Annotated in this window: 20 protein-coding genes; 7 read left to right on the top strand and 13 right to left on the bottom strand. The window is 68.4% G+C overall.

The genetic code is table 11. From position 1 onward, the window contains the following. Positions 1-217: 217 nt before the first annotated feature. The 4 genes from WS57_RS15410 to WS57_RS15395 all read right to left on the bottom strand — a co-directional run bounded on the left by WS57_RS15410 (position 218) and on the right by WS57_RS15395 (position 4,646). Positions 218-1,054, bottom strand: coding sequence for an ABC transporter permease (locus tag WS57_RS15410; RefSeq protein WP_069244505.1), 837 nt, complete (start codon positions 1,052-1,054; stop codon positions 218-220). A gap of 25 nt (positions 1,055-1,079) precedes the next feature. Beyond that, a complete protein-coding gene (locus WS57_RS15405) occupies positions 1,080-2,336 on the bottom strand; it encodes an ABC transporter permease (protein ID WP_069245426.1) in 1,257 nt (418 codons plus the stop codon). Between the two features lie 73 nt (positions 2,337-2,409). Next, on the bottom strand, positions 2,410-3,456 hold the full coding sequence (locus WS57_RS15400; protein WP_059605019.1) for an ABC transporter substrate-binding protein: 1,047 nt from the start codon (positions 3,454-3,456) through the stop codon (positions 2,410-2,412). A gap of 83 nt (positions 3,457-3,539) precedes the next feature. Continuing rightward, positions 3,540-4,646 (bottom strand): ABC transporter ATP-binding protein, encoded by a 1,107-nt coding sequence (locus WS57_RS15395; protein ID WP_069244504.1) that lies wholly within the window; start codon positions 4,644-4,646, stop codon positions 3,540-3,542. A 209-nt stretch (positions 4,647-4,855) separates the two neighbouring features. Between WS57_RS15395 and WS57_RS15390 the strand changes: the two genes are divergently transcribed. Continuing rightward, on the top strand, positions 4,856-6,331 hold the full coding sequence (locus tag WS57_RS15390) for a PLP-dependent aminotransferase family protein (RefSeq protein ID WP_059513446.1): 1,476 nt from the start codon (positions 4,856-4,858) through the stop codon (positions 6,329-6,331). A gap of 24 nt (positions 6,332-6,355) precedes the next feature. Here WS57_RS15390 and WS57_RS15385 read toward each other — a convergent pair whose 3' ends face one another. The 4 genes from WS57_RS15385 to WS57_RS15370 all read right to left on the bottom strand — a co-directional run bounded on the left by WS57_RS15385 (position 6,356) and on the right by WS57_RS15370 (position 10,179). After that, positions 6,356-7,684 carry an aspartate aminotransferase family protein gene (locus tag WS57_RS15385; protein WP_038455733.1) on the bottom strand — a complete coding sequence of 443 codons (1,329 nt, stop codon included), beginning with the start codon at positions 7,682-7,684 and terminating at the stop codon, positions 6,356-6,358. Continuing rightward, positions 7,674-8,759 carry a phosphotransferase gene (locus WS57_RS15380; protein ID WP_059513448.1) on the bottom strand — a complete coding sequence of 362 codons (1,086 nt, stop codon included), beginning with the start codon at positions 8,757-8,759 and terminating at the stop codon, positions 7,674-7,676. Before WS57_RS15380 ends, WS57_RS15385 begins: the two co-directional genes overlap by 11 nt. 179 nt (positions 8,760-8,938) lie before the next feature. Then, positions 8,939-9,394 (bottom strand): DUF1269 domain-containing protein, encoded by a 456-nt coding sequence (locus tag WS57_RS15375; protein WP_059513450.1) that lies wholly within the window; start codon positions 9,392-9,394, stop codon positions 8,939-8,941. Between the two features lie 146 nt (positions 9,395-9,540). Next, on the bottom strand, positions 9,541-10,179 hold the full coding sequence (locus WS57_RS15370; protein ID WP_009692044.1) for a MarC family protein: 639 nt from the start codon (positions 10,177-10,179) through the stop codon (positions 9,541-9,543). Positions 10,180-10,424: 245 nt separating this feature from the next. Here WS57_RS15370 and WS57_RS15365 point away from each other — a divergent pair, with 245 nt between their 5' ends. Then, entirely contained in the window at positions 10,425-10,643 is a 219-nt protein-coding gene (locus tag WS57_RS15365) for a DUF6566 family protein (protein WP_009692045.1), read from the top strand. 71 nt (positions 10,644-10,714) lie between these two features. Here the strand turns inward: WS57_RS15365 and WS57_RS15360 are convergent, their stop codons facing one another. The 5 genes from WS57_RS15360 to WS57_RS15340 all read right to left on the bottom strand — a co-directional run bounded on the left by WS57_RS15360 (position 10,715) and on the right by WS57_RS15340 (position 14,288). Next, positions 10,715-11,092, bottom strand: a complete 378-nt coding sequence (locus WS57_RS15360; RefSeq protein WP_009692046.1) for a DUF5594 family protein — start codon at positions 11,090-11,092, stop codon at positions 10,715-10,717. A 41-nt stretch (positions 11,093-11,133) separates the two neighbouring features. Further along, positions 11,134-12,666: an FAD-dependent oxidoreductase gene (locus tag WS57_RS15355; protein WP_059513451.1), complete on the bottom strand. Its 1,533-nt coding sequence runs from the start codon at positions 12,664-12,666 to the stop codon at positions 11,134-11,136. Positions 12,667-12,910: 244 nt separating this feature from the next. Next, positions 12,911-13,366 carry a DUF1269 domain-containing protein gene (locus tag WS57_RS15350; RefSeq protein ID WP_038455721.1) on the bottom strand — a complete coding sequence of 152 codons (456 nt, stop codon included), beginning with the start codon at positions 13,364-13,366 and terminating at the stop codon, positions 12,911-12,913. Between the two features lie 125 nt (positions 13,367-13,491). Continuing rightward, positions 13,492-13,941: a phosphate-starvation-inducible protein PsiE gene (locus WS57_RS15345; protein WP_059513453.1), complete on the bottom strand. Its 450-nt coding sequence runs from the start codon at positions 13,939-13,941 to the stop codon at positions 13,492-13,494. Beyond that, positions 13,938-14,288: a helix-turn-helix domain-containing protein gene (locus tag WS57_RS15340; protein ID WP_069244503.1), complete on the bottom strand. Its 351-nt coding sequence runs from the start codon at positions 14,286-14,288 to the stop codon at positions 13,938-13,940. The genes WS57_RS15345 and WS57_RS15340 overlap by 4 nt, the downstream gene beginning before the upstream one ends. Positions 14,289-14,679: 391 nt before the next feature. Between WS57_RS15340 and WS57_RS15335 the strand changes: the two genes are divergently transcribed. The 5 genes from WS57_RS15335 (at position 14,680) to WS57_RS15315 (ending at position 22,794) form a co-directional block, all read left to right on the top strand. After that, the gene (locus tag WS57_RS15335) at positions 14,680-15,744 is read left to right on the top strand and encodes a Dyp-type peroxidase (RefSeq protein WP_059606120.1); all 1,065 of its coding nucleotides are present in this window, start codon (positions 14,680-14,682) and stop codon (positions 15,742-15,744) included. After that, positions 15,741-16,553 (top strand): family 1 encapsulin nanocompartment shell protein, encoded by an 813-nt coding sequence (locus WS57_RS15330; protein ID WP_038455713.1) that lies wholly within the window; start codon positions 15,741-15,743, stop codon positions 16,551-16,553. Before WS57_RS15335 ends, WS57_RS15330 begins: the two co-directional genes overlap by 4 nt. A gap of 95 nt (positions 16,554-16,648) precedes the next feature. Beyond that, positions 16,649-16,918, top strand: a complete 270-nt coding sequence (locus WS57_RS15325; RefSeq protein WP_009693486.1) for a hypothetical protein — start codon at positions 16,649-16,651, stop codon at positions 16,916-16,918. Positions 16,919-17,522: 604 nt separating this feature from the next. Then, positions 17,523-20,378, top strand: coding sequence for an ATP-dependent Clp protease ATP-binding subunit (locus tag WS57_RS15320; RefSeq protein ID WP_069244502.1), 2,856 nt, complete (start codon positions 17,523-17,525; stop codon positions 20,376-20,378). Between the two features lie 136 nt (positions 20,379-20,514). Further along, positions 20,515-22,794, top strand: a complete 2,280-nt coding sequence (locus WS57_RS15315; RefSeq protein WP_069244501.1) for an FdhF/YdeP family oxidoreductase — start codon at positions 20,515-20,517, stop codon at positions 22,792-22,794. The last annotated feature ends 26 nt before the right edge of the window (positions 22,795-22,820 follow it).

Raw genomic sequence — 22,820 nt, 5'->3', positions numbered from 1 at the left:
CGGAGCGCCACATATTCCAGATTTCGAACATGTCTGATTGACGGGCATGGCGTCCTCTCTCGACGGGCTCCCCGTGCATCTCTGTGCGCCGGCCGGGGCTGCCGATTCAAGCGCCAGATTCTTTGAAACATGCAGAATCTGGCGTGACAGAATTAATTTGCGTTACTACGGAACAGCAGCGTTCGCGTCTGCGCCCTCGCAAGCGGCCGTGCCCGACTCAACTGACCGCGCGCCGCGCATTGCGCCCGCGCAGCCACTCAAGCGCGAGCAGCAGTCCCGTCGAGAAGATGATCAGGATCGTCGCGAGCGCGGCGATCGTCGGGCTGATGTTCTCGCGAATCCCCGTAAACATCTGCCGCGGCAGCGTCGTCTGGTCCGCGCCCGCGAGGAACAGCGTGACGACCACCTCGTCGAACGACGTCGCGAACGCGAACAGCGCACCCGACATCACGCCCGGCGCGATTACCGGCAGCGTCACGCGAAAGAACGTCGTCACCGGGTTCGCGCCGAGCGACAGGCTCGCGCGCACCAGGTTGTGATTGAAGCCCTGCAGCGTGGCCGCCACCGTCGTCAGGACGAACGGCACGCCGAGCGCCGCATGCGCGGCGATCAGCCCCGTGTAGGTGTTCGCGAGCCCGAGCGGCGCGAAGAACAGGTACATGCCGACGCCGACCACCACCACCGGCACGATCATCGGCGACAGCAGCACCGCCATCAGCAGCCCCTTGCCGCGAAAGTCCGCCTTGGTCAGCCCGATCGCCGCGAGCGTGCCGAGCACCGTTGCGACGACCGTCGCCGACGGCGCGACGATGAAGCTGTTCTTCGCGGCCATGCGCCACTCGTCCGATGCGATCAGGTTCTCGTACCAGCGCGTCGAGAAGCCGGGGATCGGATACACGAGGAACGTGCTCGACGAGAACGACAGCGGCACGATCGCAAGCACCGGCAAAATCAGGTACAGCAGCGTCAGCACGACGAGCACGCGCAGCGCGACATACCACGCGCGCTCGACGAACGACATGTGCGGCGCGAACAGCGGCCTGGCGAGTTTCATGATCGGTCTTCCTGATTTTTACGCGTCAGCCGAGGCTCACGTTGGTGCGCGTGAAGCGCCCGTACACCGCATACAGCACCAGCGTCGCCGCGAGCAGCAGCCCGCCCAGCGCGCACGCCATGCCCCAGTTGATCGTCACGTTCGTGAAGTACGCGACGTAGTAGCTGACCATCTGGTCGTTCGGTCCGCCGAGCAGCGCCGGCGTGATGTAGTAGCCGATCGCGAGGATGAACACCAGCAGCGCACCCGCGCCCACGCCCGGATAGGTCTGCGGCACGTACACGCGCCAGAACGCCGCGAACGGATGGCTGCCGAGCGACACGGCCGCGCGCTGGTAGGTCGGCGGGATCGACTTCATCACGCTGTACAGCGGCAGGATCATGAACGGCAGCAGGATGTGCGTCATCGAGATATAGACGCCGACGCGGTTGAACAGCAGCGTCAGCGGATGCGAGATCAGGCCGCTACCGAGCAGCGCCTTGTTGATCAATCCCTCGCTTTGCAGCAGCACGATCCATGCGGCCACGCGCACCAGCACCGAGGTCCAGAACGGAATCAGCACGAGGATCATCACGAGGTTCGCACGCCGCTCCGACAGCGTCGAGATCCAGTACGCGAGCGGATAGCCGAGCAGCAGCGCGAACAGCGTGACCGCGACGCCGATCACGAGCGTGCGGCCGAAGATCGCCAGATAGATCGACTGGTCGGGGTCGGCCGGCACGATGTGGCCGAAGCCGTCCTGCTTGTGGTCGAGCGCGGCGAGCAGGTAGAACGGCGAGTACGCGCTGCCGTTCTTCGCGATCGCCTGCCAGTAAGCGACATCGCCCCAGCGCGAATCGAGTTCGACCAGCTTGTCGCGCGCCTGCGCGGGCGTCAGCGCTGCGCCGTCGTCATTTTTCAGCGGCATCGCGCGCGCCGTCTTCGCGACCAGCGACCGGTAGCCGGGAATCTCGGTGTTCAGGCGGCGCGCGAGCGCGCCCATCGCGTCGCTGTCGGCGACCTTGGTCATGTCGGCCGCGAGTGCGGCGTATGCGGCGTCGGACGGCGGCGCCTTGCGGTCCCAGTGCGCGAGCGCGGCGACCGTGTCCGGCAGCGCGGCGGCGATCTCGGGGTTCTGCACCGCGCGCGTGAGCAGCGTGCCGATCGGCACGACGAAGATCAGCAGCACGAACAAGGCGAGCGGCGCGACCAGCAGCAGCGCCATCGTGCGCTTGCGGGCCTCGGCGGCCTTCAGCTCGCGCTTGAGCGCGGCGCTCGACGGCGCGGAAGAAGCGATCGTCATCGTATTCAACTGTCTCTCTCCGGCCGGACCGCGATTGCGGTCCGGCGGCCGTTGCATCAAGACGCGGACAGACTCACTTCGACGCCCATGCGGCGAACCGCTGCTCGAGTTCGTCGCCGTGATCGGTCCAGAAACCGATGTCCTGCAGCACCGCGTTCTTGCCGTTGCTCGGCGAGTTCGGCAGGTTCGCCAGCGTCTTCGCGTCGAGCGACTTGACCGCGGCCAGGTTCACCGGGCCGTACGCGATGTGCTGCGCATAGGCCTGCTGCGCCTTCGGCGCGAGCGTATACGCGATGAACTGCTCGGCCACCGCCTTGTTCGGCGAGCCCTTCGGAATCGCCCAGTAGTCGAGGTCGTAGATGCTGCCGTTCCATACGATCTGCAGGTTCTTGCCTTCCCGTCGCGCGGCATCGATGCGACCGCTGAATGCCGTGGACATCACGACGTCGCCTGCGACGAGGAACTGCGGCGGCTGCGCGCCCGCTTCCCACCACTGGATGTTCGGCTTCAGCTGATCGAGCTTCTTGAATGCGCGGTCCTGACCGGCCTTCGTGTTCAGCACCTTGTAGACCTCCTTCGGTGCGACGCCGTCGGCCATCAGCGCGAACTCGAGGTTGTAGCGCGCGCCCTTGCGCATCGCGCGCTTGCCGGGGAATTTCTTCACGTCCCAGAAATCGGCCCAGCTCGTCGGCGCGGTCTTCAGCTTGTCCGCGTTGTACGACAGCACCGTCGACCACACGAAAATGCCGGCGCCGCAGGTCTGGTATGCCTCCGGAATCAGGTCGGTCTTCTTCGCCAGCTTCGACCAGTCGAGCTTCTCGTACAAGCCTTCGTCGCAGCCACGCCCGACGTCGCCCGACTCGACGTCGACCACGTCCCAGTTCACGTGCTTCGACTCGACCATCGCCTTCACCTTCGCCTGCTCGCCGTTGTATTCGACGGCGGTGACCTTGTTGCCGGTCGCCTGCTCGAACGGCTGGTTGAACGCGGCTTTCTGCGCATCGCCGTTCGCGCCGCCGAAGTTGACGACCGTAATTTCGGCCGCCGACGCCGAAGCGCCGAACACGGCCAGCGCCAGTGCAAGCGCGGTGCGACGCGCGGTAACGCTTGTTCGATTCATGATGGTAGTGCTCCTCTCGCGGTGGAAATAGGCGATGCCTGTCGACGACGTGCTGCGGAAAATCGGAAACCGGAAAGCGGCGCTCACGCGAACACGCGCAGGTGCGCGGGCGCAAACGAAAGCGATACCGGCGCGCCGGGAAAGAATGCATCGAGCGCGGCGGTGCCGAGCGGCACCTTCACGAAGCATTCGTCCTGCCCCGGCACCGCGCAGCGCATGCGCACATGATCGCCGAAATAGATCAGGCCGAGCGCCTCGGCCGCCACGCGGTTGTCGGCCGCGCCGTTCGCATGGCCGTGATCGGGGTGCCGGGAAAGACTCATCCGCTCGGGGCGGATGCATGCGATCGCCGCGGCGCCTGCGGCGGCATTCGCGATGTTGCGCCCCTTGAGCGTCGTGCCGTCGCCGAGGCGGAGCTCGCAGAACTCGCCGTCGACGCGCGCGATCGTGCCGCGCAGCCGGTTGCTGTCGCCGATGAAGTTCGCGACGAATTCGTTGCACGGCGATTCGTACAGGCGGTCGACCGTGTCGAGCTGCTGCACGACGCCCTTGTCGAACACCGCGACGCGATCCGACATCGTCAGCGCCTCGCCCTGGTCGTGCGTCACGTACACGAAGGTCACGCCAAGCTTCTCGTGCAGCGCCTTCAGCTCGTACTGCATGTGCTCGCGCAGCTGCTTGTCGAGCGCGCCCAGCGGCTCGTCCATCAGCACCAGCTTCGGCTCGAACACCAGTGCGCGCGCCAGCGCGATGCGCTGCTGCTGGCCGCCCGACAGCTGCGCCGGATAGCGCTTCGCGAAGCGCTCCATCTGCACCATCTTCAGCGCATGCGCGACGCGCTCCGCGCGCTCGGCCGCGCCCAGCTTGCGCACCGTCAGCGGATACGCGACGTTCTGCTCGACCGTCAGGTGCGGAAACAGCGCGTAGTTCTGGAACACCATGCCGATGTTGCGCTTGTGCGGCGGCACCTGGTTCAGCAGCTCGCCGTCGAGGCGAATCTCGCCGCCGGTCGGAAACTCGAAGCCGGCCAGCATCATCAGGCAGGTGGTCTTGCCCGAGCCTGACGGCCCGAGCAGCGTCAGGAATTCCCCGCGGCGGATGTCCAGATCCAGCGACTTCACGACCAGCGTCTCGCCGTCGTAGGTCTTGCGCACCCCGCGAAAACTGACGATCACTTCATCGGACTTCATTGTGGTGGTCTCCTGCGATGCCGCACCCGATGCAAGACCCGCGCGCCGGACGCAATGCAGGCCGCCCTCTTTTCGTTCTCGGCGACCGCCGGTCCTGTCGCGCTTCGTATACCGTGCAGACCGCCCGCCGGCGGCTGCCGCGAATTGACTATAGCAATCAATGGCTATAGCCTGTATAGCCATATCGTATTCGAAGATAATGCCACTTCATGCGCGCCGTCCTGTTGACCGACCTGCTGGCCCATGGATTGTCCCGAACGGGCGGCGCGACGCTGCAGCACCAGATCTACGACGTGGTCCGGCGCGGCGTGCTCGACCATACGCTGGTGGCCGGCCAGAAGCTGCCGTCGTCGCGCGCGCTCGCCGACGAACTCGGCGTGTCGAGAATCACCGTGTCGCTCGCGTACGACCGCCTGATCGCCGAAAACTACCTGATCGCACGCACCGGCAGCGGAACCTTCGTCGCGGCGACGAGCAGCCGCCCGCTGAGCGAGCCCGGCGAAACCGCCCACGCGCGGCATTCGATGACGCTGTCGCGGCGCGGCGCGCAGCTCGAGCATCTGCCCGGCGGCGTCACGCAAAGCTACGGCGCGTTCGTGCCCGGCGTCGCCGACACGCCGATGTTCCCGTTCCACATATGGCGCCGCCTGATTGCGCGGCATATCGGCAAGGGCGACCTCTCGCTGTCCGGCTATGCGCTCGACGGCGGCTACGCGCGACTGCGCGCGGCGGTCGCCAGCTATCTGAAGATCTCGCGCTCGGTCGTGTGCGAACCGGAGCAGGTCATCATCACGTCGGGCACGCACCAGTCGATCGATCTGTGCGCGCGGCTGCTCACCGATCCGGGCGACGCGGCAATCGTCGAGAATCCCTGCCACTGGGCGTTCCCGACGGTCCTTTCGGCGGCCGGCGTGCGGCTCGTCGCCCGCACGGTCGATGCGGCCGGCCTGTCGCTGAACGAAGCGGACACGCCGGCGCACGCGCGGCTGGTCGTCACGAGCCCGTCGCATCAGTATCCGACCGGCGCAGTGATGCCGCTCGCGCGCCGGCTCGAACTGCTGCAGAGCGCGCGCGCCCGCAACCTGTGGGTGATGGAGGACGACTACGACAGCGAGTTCCGCTACGACGGCACGCCGCTTCCGTCGCTGCAAGGGCTCGACAGCGATGCGCGCGTGATCTATGGCGGCACGTTCAGCAAGGCGATGTATCCCGGCGTGCGCGTCGCGTATCTCGTCGTTCCCGCGCATCTGGCCGACACGTTCGCGAAGGCCTGCGCGAAACTCTACCGCCCCGGGCAGCTGCATATCCACGCGGCGCTCGCCGACTTCATCGACGACGGCCACTTCGCGCAGCACCTGCGCCGCATGCGCATCGAATACGCGGAGCGGCAGGCGCTGCTGCGCGATGCGCTGCAGGCGGAATTCGGCGACACGATCCGGCTGTCCGATGCGCGCGCCGGGCTGCACCTGTTCGCGCACTTCGATGCGGCTATTTCCACGCGCACGCTGATCGACGTCGCACGCGCCGACGGGCTGATCCTTGGCTCCCCGCATTTCGTCGCGCCGCACGCGACGCTGCAGGACCGCTCGATCGTGCTCGGCTTCGGCGGCGTCGCGCAGGCGGCGATCGGCGACGGCGTGAAGCGCCTGGGGCGCGCGTATGCGCGTTCGCTGAAGCAGCGGTAGCCGCGGCCTTTCAGTCCCGCCATCTCACAGCGCGCCGAGCGCCGCGTCCGCCGCACCGAGCAGCAGGTCCGCGTGCGCCTGCGTGAAAGGCAGCAGCGGCCGGATCTTCAGGACGTTGCCGCGAATGCCGGTCGAGCTGATCAGCACGCCGTGGTCGCGCATCAGGTCGACGACGCGCTGCGCTTCGTCGGCGGCGGCCGTTCTGGCCGCGCGGTCCCGCACCAGCTCGACGCCGAGAAACAGCCCGTCGCCGCGCACGTCGCCGATCAGCGCGTGCTTGTGCGCGAGCGTGCGGAACCCCTGCCGCAGATACGCGCCGATCCGCGCCGCATTCGCCTGCAGGCCGTCCTTCTCGATCACGTCGAGCGTCGCGGACGCGGCCGCGCACGACACCGGATTGCCGCCGAACGTATTGAAGTAGCGCGTTTCCCTGCCGAAGCGCGCGAGCACGTCGGGACGCGCGGCGAGGCCCGCGATCGGATGGCCGTTGCCCATCGGCTTGCCCATCGTCACGAGGTCCGGCGTCACGCCGTGCCGCTCGAAACCCCACATCTTCGAGCCGGTGCGTGCGAAGCCGGCCTGCACTTCGTCCGCGATGAAGATGCCGCCCGCCTGCCGGATCGCCGCGACCGCGTCCTGCAGGAAGCCGCACGGGTCTGCGAATACGCCGTCGCTCGAGAAGATCGTGTCGACGATCAGCGCGGCGGGCCGGATGCCGTGTCGCGTCATGTCGTCGATCGCGCGCTGCACGTCGCGCGCGAACCGCGCGCCGACGCCGTCCTCGCCGTCGAGATAGGTGTCGGGCGGCGCGACGGTCCGCACGTGCAGGCCGAGCGGCACCTGCCGGCCGAGCGACGGCGAGATCTCCGACACCGCAGCCGTCACGCCGTGATACGCCAACTGCGTGACGATCACGCCCGTGCCGCCCGTGTACTGCTTCGCGATGCGCAGCGCCAGATCGTTGGCCTCGCTGCCGGTGCAGGTGAACATCGCCTGCGACAGCGCATCGGGCAGCGTGCCCAGCAGGCGTTCCGCGTAATCGAGAATGCCGTCGTGCAGGTAGCGCGTATGGCTGTTGAGCGTGCTCGCCTGCCGCGCGATCGCTTCGACGACCTCGGGCCGGCAATGGCCGACCGATGCGACGTTGTTGTACGCATCGAGATACGCGCGGCCGGCGCTGTCGTACAGCCACACGCCTTCGCCGCGCACGATGTGCAGCGGCGTCTCGTAGAACAGCCGGTACGCGGGCCCGAGCACGCGCGTGCGCCGCTCGACGAGCGCGCGCGCATGCTCGTCGAGGCGCTCGGCCTGTGCGGGATCGAACGCGTTCAGCATCGCCGGGTCACTGCGCATGGAACTGCTCCTGTTCGTTGCGGATCGCGTCGCGGATGGTGCGCGCCGCAGCGCCGTCCGGCAGCGCCGCGAAACGATGGAGGCCGTTCCACGACAGCGCGTTGTTGCGCAGGATGTACGTGCTGTTTTCCGGATGCTCGCGTGCGCGCCAGCCGGTGATCAGCACCGTCATCAGCAGCCGCGCGACGATCAGTTCCGGCAGCACCGCAAGCTCGTCGCCGCTCAGCGGATTCACGCGGTGATACGCGCAGATGCAGTCGACCGCCGTCTCGAGCGGATTGGCCGCATCGGCAAGCTGATACGACGAGGCGACCGCCAGCTCGTTGACGAGCGGCGCATTGACCATGTCGCCGAAATCGAGGATCGCGGTGATGCGGTCGGCGTCCGTTTCGTCGACCAGCACGTTGTACGGATTGAGATCGTTGTGGATCACCTGGCGTCGCAGCGTCGTCAGCCGGCGCAGCGTGACGGCCTCGTGGCGATCGAGCATCTGCCGCGCAAGACCGCGCCGCTCGTCGCCGTCGACGAAGTCGAGCAGCGGCCGCAGCTGCGCCAGATGCTGCATGTCCCACAGCAGCCGATGCCCGGCATGCGCATGGGTGAAGCCGCGCAGCGCGCGGTCGAAGCGGCCGAGCGCGGCGCCGAGCGCGCGACGCTGCCGCGCCGTGCGTTCGGCGCGATGCAGCGGAATGCCGGGCGCGAACGTGATCAGCCGCACGGCCTGGCGCGTCTGTCCGCCTGCCACGCCACGCCAGTGGATGTAGCGGCCGGCGCGGTCGCGCAGCAGGCGCGGGACCGGCAACGTGCCGTCCGACTCGATCACGCGCAGCTGCGCGAAGGTCTGGAACTCGGTCACGCCCGGGTGTTCGGCGGGATGCGTGAGCTTCAGCACGTACGCCGATCCGTCCGGCGCGTCGACCCGGAAGTTCTGGTCGCGTTCGCTCGCCAGCGCGCTGACGGCGCCGGCGACGCCGAACGCGTCGGCCGCCAGCGCCTCGGCTTCCGCGGCGTCGATCCGCGGGGAGGGCACGGAGAACAGCGCGTCGTGCCGGAACGCGCTCGCGGCGTCATGCATCGTCGCCCCCGCTCGACCGGCGCGCGCGACCGCGGCTCGATGGTTCGACCTTCACAGGCGTCATGTTCGACCTCGTTCATCGTCAGGATGTCGAGGGCACTCTAGAGCACACTGGCTTTACCGCGAATAGCCACTTTTGAGGATCTTGTAAGGCCACTTTGGCGCGGCACGCGGCGCGCTCACTCCAGCGCCTGGCGCACGACCTTGCCGTCGAAGCCTGCCACGACGTCGTCGACCGCGGACGGCGCCGCCTCCTTCGCTTCGAGGATCAGCGCGACGCTGCCGGGCGCAAGCCGCATCGCCACCGACTCGACGAACTTGCCGTCGAGCAGCGCATTGCCGGCCGCATCGACGAGCACACCGGCGCCCGCACCGACGGCCGCGCCCGTGACCACGCCGATCGGGCCGGCCAGCAGGCCGAGCAGGCCGCCTGCAATCGCGCCGATCACGCCGCCCTTGAACGGCCGCGAATCGACGTCGAGTACCGCGAGCTTGCCGGTCGCGTCCTTTTCGACGAGGACGCCGTTGTCGATGCGAAATCCGTCGCACCGGTCCGACAGCGCGTCGAGATCTCGCGCGGCCTGTCGGGCCGTGTCGACGCTGCCGAACACTGCGACGATCAATTGTCTGGACATCCCGACTCTCCTTTATCGACGCGCGACGGCGTCGCGCCGGGCCGGTCGTGCAGCGGCCCGGGGGCCGATGCAACGCACCGCATCAGGATCGGGATGGTACAAGACGGCCGGCAAATCCGCCGGCAGCGAGATCGCGGTCGCGCCGCTCAATGCAGATGCGAGAACGCTGCCTGCAGGCTCGCGATCATCATCTGCATCGCGATCGCCGCGAGGATCATCCCCATCAGGCGCTGCGTAACGGCCGTCACGCGCGGCGACAGGTAATGGCCGATCAGCGGCGCCGACAGCAGCGCGGCGGTCAGCAGCAGCAAAAACGCCAGCAGGCCGAGCGCGAACGACAGTTCCTGCCCGTTCGAGAACGCGCCGTGCCCGAGCACGATCATCGTCGCGATCGTGCCCGGCCCGACCAGCAGCGGAATCGTCAGCGGATAGATCGCCACGCTGTCGGCGGCCGACGCGTCGGCGCCTTCGCCGTCGTGCGGCATGTGCTGGCGGCTCGGCGCGCCATGCAGCATCGACAGCGCGATCAGCAGCACGAGCAGCCCGCCCGCGAGACGAAAATCGTCGATCGTCAGGCCGAACATGCGCAGGATCGCGCCGCCCGCGACCGCCGACACGATGCAGCCGATCGTCACGCCGATCGCGGCGGTCAGCGCCACCTTGCGACGCGCGCCGTCGGTCGCGCCTTCCGTCAGCGACAGGAACACCGGGATGTTCGCGATCGGATTCATGATCGCGAACAGCGCCGCGAATACCTTGACGGAAAACGTCAGGTCGATCGTCATGGATACGCTCCGTTCCGGTGAATGGTGCGGTGGCCGCCGGTGTCGTCGGCCGGTCGCGCGGCTCGCGCCTGCAATCGATCGCAGGACGAATCGGAGGCGCAGTCGCGGGCGGTTTCGCTGCAATGCACGCGCCGGGCTGCTACGATCGATGCATCGTGTCCGGCACCGTGCGCCGCCGCGCGAATGCGATCGCGCGACGCGCTGCATGCGGACCTTCGACCACCACCCGCGGAGGGCGTTGAACGATGCAAGCCACCGAAAGCTTCATGGATCACGAGATACGCGTCGAAGCGACGCGCAATGCAAACGGCGCGTGGGTCGCGCAGGTCCGGATCTTCCGCGACGGCGTGCCGGTCGAGCTGCCGGCCCCCGAACTCGTCACGCCCGAATGGCTCACCTGCGACGAAGCGCTGCGCGGCGGCATCGACCAGGGGCGCATCATGCTCAAGACGCACGACCGGTAGCGACGGCTCGTGCATCGTCCGGCGGCGGCTGTCGAATGCGACAGGCCCACCGCCGCGACCGCGCGACACGCTCACGCGGCGAAGTCGAGATCGCCGATCACGATCTCGCGGTCGCGTTGCGTACGCGAGCCGAAATCGACCGGCAACGCCAGCTGCCATTGCTCGATCGTCGCCGGCAGCGCCGCGAGATAGCGGTCGAAACGGCTCGAATCACGCTCGGCCAGCAGCGCTTCGATCGCGTCGTCGCGCCATGCGAGCCGCACGTTCAGCGGATTCGGCAGCCCGACCGTCGAGGTGAGGGCTGTCACCTCGACGCAGGCCGCGCCGCCCTGCCCGTCCGCCGACACGACCTCGGCGCGCACGTCGCCGTGCCCGTACAAGCTCAGAATCCTCTGCGCGATGCGCGGCGCAAATTCGCTGTCGAAACGTGCACGTATTTCGGGACTCATCTCGCCTCCTTCGTCGAACCGATGTCGGGTTGCAGCGGCCGTCACGCCGGTGCGATCTGCCGCTCGAGCGCGGCTTCCGCCCGCAGGCAGTCGAGATCGCGGCCGACCGTCGCGACCGCGAGCCTGACGTCGCCGCGCCAGTACGCGACCGACGCATCGTGCGCACGCAGGTCGCCGTCGATCTCGACGCGATCCCAGTGCTCCGCGTGCCCGACGTAGCGAATCGTCAGGTCGTAATGCTGGGTCCAGAAGAACGGCACCGCGTCGAACGGCCGCTGCTGCCCGAGCATGTTGCGCGCGGCGATGCTGCCCTGGCGCTGCGCCACCACCCAGTGCTCGACGCGAATCGACTCGCCGGTCAGCGGATCGGGCCAGCGCGCGATGTCGCCGGCCGCGTAGATGCCCGGTGCACTCGTCTGCAGATAGCGGTCGACGCTCACGCCGTGATCGACGGCGAGGCCCGCGTCCTGCGCAAGCGCGACGTTCGGATGCACGCCGATGCCGACCACCACCAGATCGGCCGGCAGCCGTTCTCCATTGGACAGCGTCACGCCATCGGACTCGATCCGCGCCGGCGTCGCGCCGAGATGGAACACCACGCCGTTCGATTCGTGCAGCGCGCGGATCGTGTCGCCGAGTGCATCGCCGAGCACGCGCGCCATCGGACGCGCGTCGGGCGCGACGACATGCACGTCGAGCTGGCGCGTGCGCAAGGCGGCCGCCACTTCGAGCCCGATGAAGCTCGCGCCGACCACGACGCAGCGGCGCGCGGCCGCCAGCTTGCCGATCAGCGCATCGCAGTCGGCGCGCGAGCGCAGTACGCATACGTGCGGCAGCGTCGCGCCGGGCACGCTCAGCCAGTTCGGCTCCGCGCCGGTGGCGAGCAGCAGCGCGCCATATGCGAGGCGGCTGCCGTCCGACAGTTCGACCTCGCGCTGCGCGGGATCGATGCGCGCCACGCGTGCACCGCAGCGCACGTCGATGCGATGCTCGGTATAGAAAGACGGGGGACGCAGCGGCAGCCAGTCGGCTTCCGCGGTGCCCGCGAGATAGTCCTTCGACAGGTTCGGACGGTCGTAGGGCGGCTCGGCATCGGCGCTCAGCAGCGTGATCGCATGCGGATAGCCCTGCTCCCGCAGCGTCACGGCGGCCGAGATCGCCGCCGCGCCGCCGCCGACGATCACGATCGAAGCGGGCAGACCCGCCGCGTCCGGCACGGGCGGCGATGCGGCCGGCCGCGCATCGAGCACGACCGCGCGGCCGTCGCGACGCTCGACGCGCCAGCTCGGCAGGCCGTCGAGCGCGGGCGCGCGCAGCCGCTCGCCGGTGCGCACGCAGAATGCCGCGTGATGCCACGGGCAGCGCAGCGTGTCGCCGACCAGCAGCCCTTTGGCGAGCGGCGCGCCGTAGTGCGGACAGTGCGCGCCCACCGCGAACAACTCGTCGGCGCGGCGCACCAGCAGCACGGCTTCGCCTGCAACGTGACCTTCGATCATGGCCCCGTCCGCGATCTCGTCGAGCGCGATGCCCTGCGCGAGATCGGGACGATCGGCCGAGGATGCACTCGAGGACATGGCATCGCTCCCGGACGGTTCGTCAAGGATCCCATTATCGGCGTCCTTCACGAAAAGAACAGGTACAGCCATCGCCGCATCGCACGCAAACGCGTACAGTGCCGTGCAGGCGGCGCACGACCGGCGTCGTGCATCGGCGGCGTTGCGGCGCAGCACACGCGCGGGCCGCGCGCGCGTCGCGGCGGCAGGCGCGAACCTTGCTCCTTTCACGTCGCGCGAGACGCGCGACCAGTTCGACGCGCGCTCAGCCGAGCGCCTTGCGCACGACCCTGCCGCCGAAGCCCGTCACGATGTTGTCGACCGAGAACGGCGTCGCCTCCTTCGCTTCGAGTATGACCGCGACGCTGCCGGGCACGAGCCGGGCTGACACCGATTCGACGAAGGTGCCGTCGAGCAGCGCATTGCCGCTCGCGTCCGCGAGCACGCCGGCGCCCGCGCCGGCAGCCATGCCCGTCACCACGCCGAGCGGACCGGCGAGCAAGCCGAGCAGCCCGCCCGCGATCGCGCCGATCAGGCCGCCCTTGAACGACCGCCATTCGGTGTCGAGCACCGCGAGCTTGCCGGCCGCATCCTTTTCGACGATGACGCCGTTCTCGATGCCGAACCCCTCGTCCTTCTCCGCCAGCGCGTCGAAATCGTTCGCGGCCTGGCGCGCCAGGGTCGCGTTGTCGAACACGGCGACAATCAATTGCTTGGCCATCCGATATCTCCTTTCTGTATGACGTGTGTCCGGTCGGGCGCATGTCGCTTGCGGCGCGTCTTCATCTGCATTCCGAATTTCGGTGCGTCGAATGACCCCTTTCGGCCGCCGCACCGGCATGCCCGTCATCGATTCGTGCGCGCATCGTCCTCGACATCGTCGACCTCCGCCGGAAACCGGTGCTGCCCGAAACTGAGGATCAGCACGCCCACCGCGAGCAAAACGATCCCGAACGTCGTCATCAGCATGCGCTCGGGGCTGTCGGTCGCGCCGCGCAGGATCAGGTCGCGCGCGAGCGACGTCATCGCGATGAACAGCGGAAATCGCACCGGCAGCCGGCCGAGCCGCAAATAGCGCACGTCCATCGCGAGCACTTCCAGATACAGGAACATCAGCAGCAGATCGGTCAGCGACACCTCGCCCGCGAGCACGACCTTCCACGCCTCCTGCGTCATCGCGAATGCGGTCGCGAGACCGATCACGATCAGCCCCGCGAGCTCGGCCGCGTGGAGAAAGCGGCCGAAGCGGCGGCGGATGCGCTCGGCGGCCGAATAGGGCGCGGTGGACGTATTCAAGGCGATGTGTGATGAAGTGATCCCGACGGCAGGGTCGCCGCCCCGTTGGCCCGCTGCGCGGCGCCGCGCAGCGCAAATCCCGCCGCCGGCGCGCCGCGCTCGCCGACGGCCCGCTCGACCGCGGACAAGGTTCGCCGGCAGCACGCGTGGAACGCGATACCGGCCTCGGTGCACACGAGTTCGTCGTGCACGCCGTGCAGCAGCAGGCGGCAGCCGAGATAGCGTTCGAGGCCGTCGATCCGGTCGCTTGCGTCGGCCTCGTCGATCTGCAGCGCGCATGCCGCGCCGCGCAGGCCGTCGTGCTCGATCACCGCGACATACACGCGCATGGCTTCCAGCAGGTTCATCGTGATGCTCCTCGTCGGAGGGCCGAGCGAACCTAATCTACTGCACGCGTCACGCCGGCTCAAGAGCACAGCGCCGCGCACGCGAGGAGTACAGCCGGGCCGATCGCACAAAAACAGGGCCGAGGTTGACGCATTCGAATGACAGATGGCCCGGACGTGTTCCAAAGACCGGCCGAAGCTGCTAGATTGCAGGCTCGACGACGTTACGCGGTGCGGGCCGGCCACGCGCCGGGGCGAACGGGCGGCCGCCCGCCGCCGCGTGCGGCGCGCCGTTGCGCGCTGCCGCGCAGCGTCCGTCTTTCATCCGCATGTCACAAAGAGAACAGTCGCATGACACAGTCCAACCGTTCGTCTTCGCGCGCCGCGGCATCGGCGCTTCGTCCGTTCCGACATGACTGACCGGCAAGCCGCGATGCAAACGACTCCCCCGCTCTCCCAGGCCGTTCACAGCCCGATCACGCGCAGCGCGATCTTCCTCGTCGCGACCGTCAACCCCGGCGCGGACCACGCCGACACGATCCGCTCATGGTGCGGCGACATCGCCGCGCTCGTGCGCTCGGTCGGCAAGCGCGTGCCGGGCGGCAACCTCAGCTGCGTCTGCGGCTTCGGCGCCGACGCCTGGGATGCCCTGTTCGGCGAGCCGCGCCCCGCGGCGCTGCACCCGTTCCGCGAATTCGGCGCCGGGCAGCGCGTCGCGATCGCGACGCCGGGCGACATCCTGCTGCACATCCGCGCCGACGCGATGGATCTGTGCTTCGAACTGGCGACGCAACTGCTCGGCGCGCTCGGCGACGCGGTCACGGTCGTCGACGAAGTGCACGGCTTCCGCAACTTCGACCAGCGCGCGATGATCGGCTTCGTCGACGGCACCGAGAACCCGGAGGGCCGCGAGGCGGTCGACTTCACCGTGATCGGCGACGAAGACGCGCCGTTCGCGGGCGGCAGCTATGTGCTCGTGCAGAAATACCTGCACGACATGGCCGGCTGGAACGCGCTGCCGGTCGAGACGCAGGAACGCATCATCGGCCGCACCAAGCTGTCCGACATCGAGCTTGCGCCGGACGTGAAGCCGTCGTGTTCGCACAGCTCGCTGACCACGCTCGACGAGAACGGCCAGGAAGTGAAGATCCTGCGCGACAACATGCCGTTCGGCCGCCCCGGCGCCGGCGAATTCGGCACCTATTTCATCGGCTACGCGCGCTCGCCCGCGCCGATCGAGCAGATGCTCGAGAACATGTTCGTCGGCCGCCCGCCCGGCAACTACGACCGCCTGCTCGACTACAGCCGCGCGGTCACCGGCTCGCTGTTCTTCGTGCCGTCGGCCGACCTGCTCGAAGCGCTCGCCGATCGCGCGGCGCCGGCCGCCGACGCCGCGCAGCCGGCCGCCCCATCGACCGAGCCGCATCGCGACGGCTCGCTGAAAATCGGATCGCTCAAAGGAGTCATCAGCCAATGAACAACCTGCATCGCGAACTTGCGCCCATCTCCGCCGCTGCGTGGGAACAAATCGAAGAGGAAGTCGCGCGCACCTTCAAGCGGTCGGTGGCCGGCCGCCGCGTCGTCGACGTCGAGGGCCCGGCGGGCCCCGAGCTGTCGGCCGTCGGCACCGGGCACCTGCGCGAGGTGGCCGCGCCGCGCGAGCAGGTCACCGCGCAACTGCGCGAAGTTCGCACGATCGTCGAGCTGACGGTGCCGTTCGAACTCGACCGCGCGGCCATCGACAGCGTCGAGCGCGGCGCGCGCGACGCCGACTGGCAGCCGGCGAAGGAAGCCGCGCAGCGGCTCGCGTTCGCCGAAGACGGCGCGATCTTCGACGGCTACCAGGCCGCCGGCATCGTCGGCATCCGCGAAGGCACGTCGAACCGCAAGCTCGCGCTGCCGAGCGACGTCGGCGCGTATCCGGACGCGATCAGCAACGCGCTCGAAGCGCTGCGCCTCGCGGGCGTGGACGGCCCGTATTCGGTGCTGCTCGGCTCGGACGCTTACACCGCGCTCAGCGAAGCGCGCGACCAGGGTTATCCGGTCATCGACCATATCAAGCGGATCGTCAGCGGCGAGATCATCTGGGCGCCGGCGATCAGCGGCGGCTGCGTGCTGTCCACGCGCGGCGGCGACTATGAGCTGCACCTCGGCGAAGACGTGTCGATCGGCTATACGAGCCATACCGACAAGGTCGTGCGCCTGTACCTGCGCGAAACGTTCACGTTCCTGATGCTGACGAGCGAAGCATCGGTCGCGGTCGCGCCGGCCGGTACGACGGCCTGACCCGCGCCGCGCGCGATGCCGGCCCGGCGTCGCGCGCGAGCGGCAGCCGGCCGCAGGTTCGTCGCCGATCGAACCCATCCTGCATGGAGACTGTCATGAGCGAATCGAATCATGCACTGCAAACGCTGCAAGCCTCGGTCGATCAACTGAAGCAGACCGTCGACGCGAACGCGGGCAACCAGGCCGGCGACGCTGCCGTGCTGTTTACCGTGGTGTCGCTGATGCTGGCCGAATTGCCGCCCGACACGCGCAACCTGATCGAGGATTCGTTCTCCGTATGGGCCAATGGCCTGCCGGACGCCGCACTCTCGACGAAAGTGAAGCAAATCGCGCGGCAGCGGCTCGCGATGAACCTGGACGACTGACGCCGCCCGTCTCCGGTTTCGCCATGGCCGCTGCGCGCCATGCAAACCGCCCCTGCCTTCGCCGGCTCGATGCCGCGCCGCCCCGGCGCCGCGCGCGTCGTCCGGCCTGACCTGCCCGCGCACGCCGTCGGCGCGCGCGCCTGCACCGGTGCGCTCTCGCTCCGTGCGATCCCCGGCTCGATCGAGCCTTCCCCCACCGCCGCCACGCTGCGCGCCGATGCCGCACCCCGTGGTGCGCGTCCCGGACACCGCCGCACGCCCTGTCGCCTTTTCTGTCGCCGCCCGCCGCGCGCGCCTGCGCAGCCGCGTCTGCGCCCGTCTGTACTCCTTGCGACACGCGCCCGCGCGCATGTGAGGGTGCAATTCCGGAGCGGGGCGACACCGAACTGTGTCTTGGATGCGCGTGGGCGATTCGCTATTTTGAACGCAGTCGAAGTGATGCAGCGGGCTCCCCGCAGCACGCGCGTGCATGGCGTCGGCCGCGGCCGTCCGCCGTGCCGGCGCGCGCTGCGCGACTGCGTGAGCGCGGCGCGCGCGCCGCCGCGCCGCGCCGTATCGGGATGTCACCCTTCGATCCACCTTCACCGACAGGAGCCAGACCACCATGCCCGCACTTTGCGATATCTGTCACGCCCGGCCGGCCGTCGCGCGCGCAACCGTGATGCAGGACGGCGAGCGCAAGACGATCTCGATCTGCGACTACCACTTCCGTCAGCTGATGCGGCATCAGAGCATGCTGAACCCGTTCGATTCGCTGCTCGGCGGTGGCGGCCCGTCCTCGCTGTTCGGCGCGCTCGGCGACGACGCGCCGATCGCCGCCGAAATTCCGCGCGAATCGGTGGACCCCACCGACGCGTTCAGCGAACAGACGCTCGAACTGCTGCAGCGCGCAGCCGAGAAGGCGCACGAGCTGCGCCGCAGCGAACTCGACACCGAGCACCTGCTGTACGCGCTCGCGGACACCGACGTGTGCGCCGCGCTGCTGAAGGAACTGAAGCTGTCGCCGCAGGACATCAAGTCGTATATCGACGAACACGCGCACACCGGCACCGCCGCGGCCGACCAGTCGCTCGACAAGCTGTCGATCTCGCCGCGCGTGAAGAAGGCCGTGCAGTTCGCGTTCCAGGCGTCGCGCGATCTCGGCCATTCGTACATCGGCCCCGAGCACCTGCTGATCGGCCTCGCCTCCGTGCCGGACAGCATCGCCGGCACGCTGCTGAAGAAATACGGCGTGACGCCCGAGGCGCTGCGCCAGAAGGTCGTGAAGGTCGTCGGCAAGGGCGCCGAGGACGGCCGCGTCGACGCGCCGACCGGCACGCCGAATCTCGACAAGTTCGGCCGCGACCTGACCGCGCTCGCGCGCCAGGGCAAGCTCGACCCCGTGCTCGGCCGCGCGCAGGAAATCGAGAGCACGATCGAGGTGCTCGCGCGCCGCAAGAAGAACAACCCGGTGCTGATCGGCGAGCCGGGCGTCGGCAAGACCGCGATCGTCGAAGGGCTCGCGCAGCGGATCGTCAACGGCGACGTGCCCGAGGTGCTGCGCGACAAGCGGCTCGTCGAGGTCAACATCAACTCGATGGTGGCCGGCGCGAAGTATCGCGGTGAATTCGAGGAGCGCGCCAAGCAGCTGATCGACGAAGTCACCGCGAAGCAGAGCGAGCTGATCCTGTTCATCGACGAGCTGCATACGATCGTCGGCGCGGGCCAGGGCGGCGGCGAAGGCGGCCTCGACATCGCGAACGTGCTGAAGCCGGCGCTCGCGCGCGGCGAGCTGAGCCTGATCGGCGCGACGACGCTCAACGAATACCAGAAGTACATCGAGAAGGATGCGGCGCTGGAGCGGCGCTTCCAGCCCGTGTTCGTGCCGGAGCCGAGCGTCGAGCAGACGATCGTGATCCTGCGCGGGCTGCGCGACAGCCTCGAGGCGCACCATCAGGTCACGTTCGCCGACGACGCGTTCGTCGCGGCCGCCGAGTTCGCGGATCGCTACATCACGTCGCGCTTCCTGCCCGACAAGGCGATCGACCTGATCGACCAGGCCGCCGCGCGTGTGCGGATCGGCGCGACCTCGCGGCCGGTCGACATCCAGGAAGGCGAAGCCGAGATCGCGCAACTGAAGCGCGAACAGGACTACGCAACGTCGCGCAAGCGCTTCGACGAAGCGAAGCAGTTCGAAGAACAGATCAGCGCGAAGCAGAAGGCGCTCGACGAGAAGATGGAAGCGTGGCAGCGCAAGACCGGTTCCGAGACGCTCGAAGTCACGGTCGAATCGGTCGCCGAAGTCGTGTCGCGCCTGACCGGCATTCCGGTGTCCGAGCTCACGCAGGAAGAGCGCCAGAAGCTGCTGAAGATGGAAGAGCAGCTGCGCGAGCGCGTGGTCGGCCAGAACGACGCGGTGGTCGCCGTCAGCGATGCGGTCCGGCTGTCGCGCGCGGGGCTCGGCCAGACGCACCGGCCGATCGCGACGTTCCTGTTCCTCGGGCCGACCGGCGTCGGCAAGACCGAGCTCGCGAAGGCGCTGGCCGAGACCGTGTTCGGCGACGAGCAGGCGATCATCCGCATCGACATGTCCGAGTACATGGAGCGGCACGCGGTCGCGCGGCTGATCGGCGCGCCGCCGGGCTACGTCGGCTACGACGAAGGCGGCCAGCTGACCGAGCGCGTGCGGCGGCGCCCGTACAGCGTGATCCTGCTCGACGAGATCGAGAAGGCGCACCCGGACGTCTACAACGTGCTGCTGCAGGTGTTCGACGACGGCCGGCTGACCGACGGCAAGGGTCGCGTCGTCGACTTCAGCAACACGATCATCATCGCGACGAGCAACCTCGGCGCCGCGATCATCATGGACAACCTCACGCAGCCGGAGGCCGCGCGCAAGACCGACAAGGCGATCCGCGAAGAGCTGATGCAGGTGCTGAAGGGCCACTTCCGCCCCGAGTTCCTGAACCGGATCGACGAGGTGATCGTGTTCCATGCGCTGTCGAAGGAGAACATCCGCTCGATCGTGCAGATCCAGCTCGACCGCGTGGTGCGCACCGCCGCCGCGCAGGACATCACGCTCGTGATGGGCGACGCGCTGATCGCGCACCTGACCGAAGCCGGCTACCAGCCGGAGTTCGGCGCGCGCGAACTGAAGCGACAGGTGCGTCAGATCATCGAGACGCGGCTCGCGAAGGAGATCCTTGCCGACAAGCTGAAATCGGGCGATCGCGTCGAGGTCGACTACGACAAGGACAGCGACACGGTGAAGTTCACGCGGCTCGACGCGCTCGACGCGAAGGACGGGAAGGAAGCGAAGGACGCGAAGCCAGCAGCCGCAGGCAAGGAGAAAGGCAAGTCCAACGGCAAGGCGGTCGCATCCGACGACGCGAAGGCCGCCCCGGCGGCGGCCGATACGCCGCCGCCGGCCGCGAAGCCATCCGGCAAGAAATCGTCCGGTACCAAGAAGGACGCGCACTGACGTCCGAGCAACCGCGCGTGCGGCGAGATTCGCACGCGTGACCGGGTCCGTCCGATGGACGGAGCCGCCCCTCGCCGCGATGCGGCGCAACCCGGGCCGCGCTCCCATGCGTGGACACGGCCCACGGAGCATTCACATGACAAATCGACGCGAAGTGCCAGGCATCAGGAAGTACGACGGGCCCGCCGGCGGTTGGGGCGCGCTTCGCGCGACAGCCGAGGCCGTGCGCACGCAGATGGAGACCATCGAGGCGCCCATCGTGCTGATGCGGACCAACCAGCCGACCGGCTTCGACTGCCCCGGCTGCGCATGGCCCGACAAGGAACACAAGTCGACGTTCCAGTTCTGCGAGAACGGCGCGAAGGCCGTCACGTGGGAAGCGACGACCAAGCGCGTGACGCCCGAGTTCTTCGCGGCGAACACGGTGTCGTCGCTGCTGCGGATGTCGGACTACGAACTGGAGAACATGGGCCGGCTCACGCACCCGCTCGTCTACGACCGTGCGACCGACACGTTCCGCGCGGTCGAATGGGACGATGCATTCGCGCGCATCGGCGAAGTGCTGCGCGCGCTGCCGCCCGAGCAGGTCGAGTTCTACACGTCGGGCCGCGCATCGAACGAAGCCGCGTACCTGTACCAGCTGTTCGCGCGCGAGCTCGGCACCAACAACTTCCCCGACTGCTCGAACATGTGCCACGAACCGACCAGCGTCGGTCTGCCGCAGTCGATCGGCATCGGCAAGGGCACGGTGTCGCTGGAAGATTTCGACAAGTGCGACCTGATCATCTCGATCGGTCACAACCCCGGCACGAACCATCCGCGCATGATGGGCACGCTGCACGAGTGCGCGCGCCGCAACGTGCCGATCATCGTGTTCAATCCGCTGCGCGAACGCGCGCTCGAACGCTTCGCGGATCCGCAGGACATGATCGAGATGGCGTCGTTCGGCTCGACGCGAATCGCATCGACGTACTACCAGGTCGACGCGGGCGGCGACGCGGCCGCGCTGAAAGGCATCATGAAGGCGCTGCTGCAGCTCGACGCCGAGCGCGGCGACGTGCTCGACCGCGCATTCATCGCGCAGCATACCGAAGGTTTCGACGCATGCGCGGCCGACCTGCACGCGACCTCGTGGGACGACATCGAGCGCGCGAGCGGGCTCAGCCAGGCGCAGCTCGAAGAGGTCGCGCTCGCGTATGCGAAGTCGAACGCGGCGATCGTCACGTACGGGATGGGCATCACGCAGCACAACAAGGGCACCGCCAACGTGCGCCTGATCGCCGACCTGCTGCTGATGCGCGGCAACATCGGCAAGCCGGGCGCCGGCATCTGCCCACTGCGCGGCCACTCGAACGTGCAGGGCAACCGCACGGTCGGCATCACCGAGAAGCCGTCCGCCGATTTCCTGAAGAAGATCGAGGACGTGTGCGGCTTCACGCCGCCGTCGCATCATGGCCACGACGCGGTGCAGGCGATGCAGGCGATGATCGACGGCCGCGCGAAGGCGCTGCTGTGCCTCGGCGGCAATTTCGCGGTCGCGCTGCCCGATCCCGAGCTGTCGTTCCCGGCGATGTCGAAGCTCGACCTGAGCGTCCATCTCGGCACCAAGCTGAACCGCTCGCATCTGCTGGTCGCAAAGGAAACCTACATCCTGCCCGTGCTCGGCCGCACCGAGCTCGACGTGCAGGCGACCGGCCCGCAGTCGATCACGGTCGAGGATTCGATGTCGATGGTGCACGCGTCGGCCGGCAAGCTCAAGCCTGCGTCGGACCAGCTGCGCTCGGAGCCCGCGATCGTCGCCGGCATCGCGCATGCGACGCTGCCGAACAGCAAGGTCGCATGGCTCGACCTGATCGCCGACTACGACCGGATCCGCGACCTGATCGATCGCACCATTCCCGGCTTCGAGGCGTTCAACGAGCGCATCCGCACACCGGGCGGTTTCCGCCTGCCGCTGCCGCCGACCGAGCGCGTATGGCCGACGCCGACCGGCAAGGCGATGTTCTCCGTGTACCAGGGCGTCGCGGAAGACGCCGAGGTGCTCGGCGGCGAACAGGTGCTGCGCCTGATCACGCTGCGCAGCCACGACCAGTACAACACGACGGTCTACGGCCTCGACGACCGCTACCGCGGCGTGTTCGGCCGTCGCGACGTGCTGTTCATGAACCCGGCGGATCTCGCGAAGTACGGGCTCGAACACGGCGACCTCGTCGACATCGAGACGATCACCGCGTCGGGGCGGCAGCTGCGGCTCGAGAAGATCACCGCGATCGAGTACGACATCGCGCCGGGATCGGTCGGCGCGTATTACCCGGAAGCGAACGTGCTGGTGCCGCTCGACTACATCGACAAGGAAAGCGGCACGCCGTCGTACAAGTCGGTGCCGGTGCGCGTCGCGCGCTCGGCGAACGTGTAACGCCACGCGGGCTCGCGATGCGGTGC

Source organism: Burkholderia pseudomultivorans, from assembly GCF_001718415.1.
Taxonomy (GTDB): Bacteria; Pseudomonadota; Gammaproteobacteria; order Burkholderiales; family Burkholderiaceae; genus Burkholderia; species Burkholderia pseudomultivorans_A.
The sequence above is the reverse complement of the archived record's forward strand: the minus strand, read 5'-3'. Positions and strand labels throughout refer to the sequence as shown.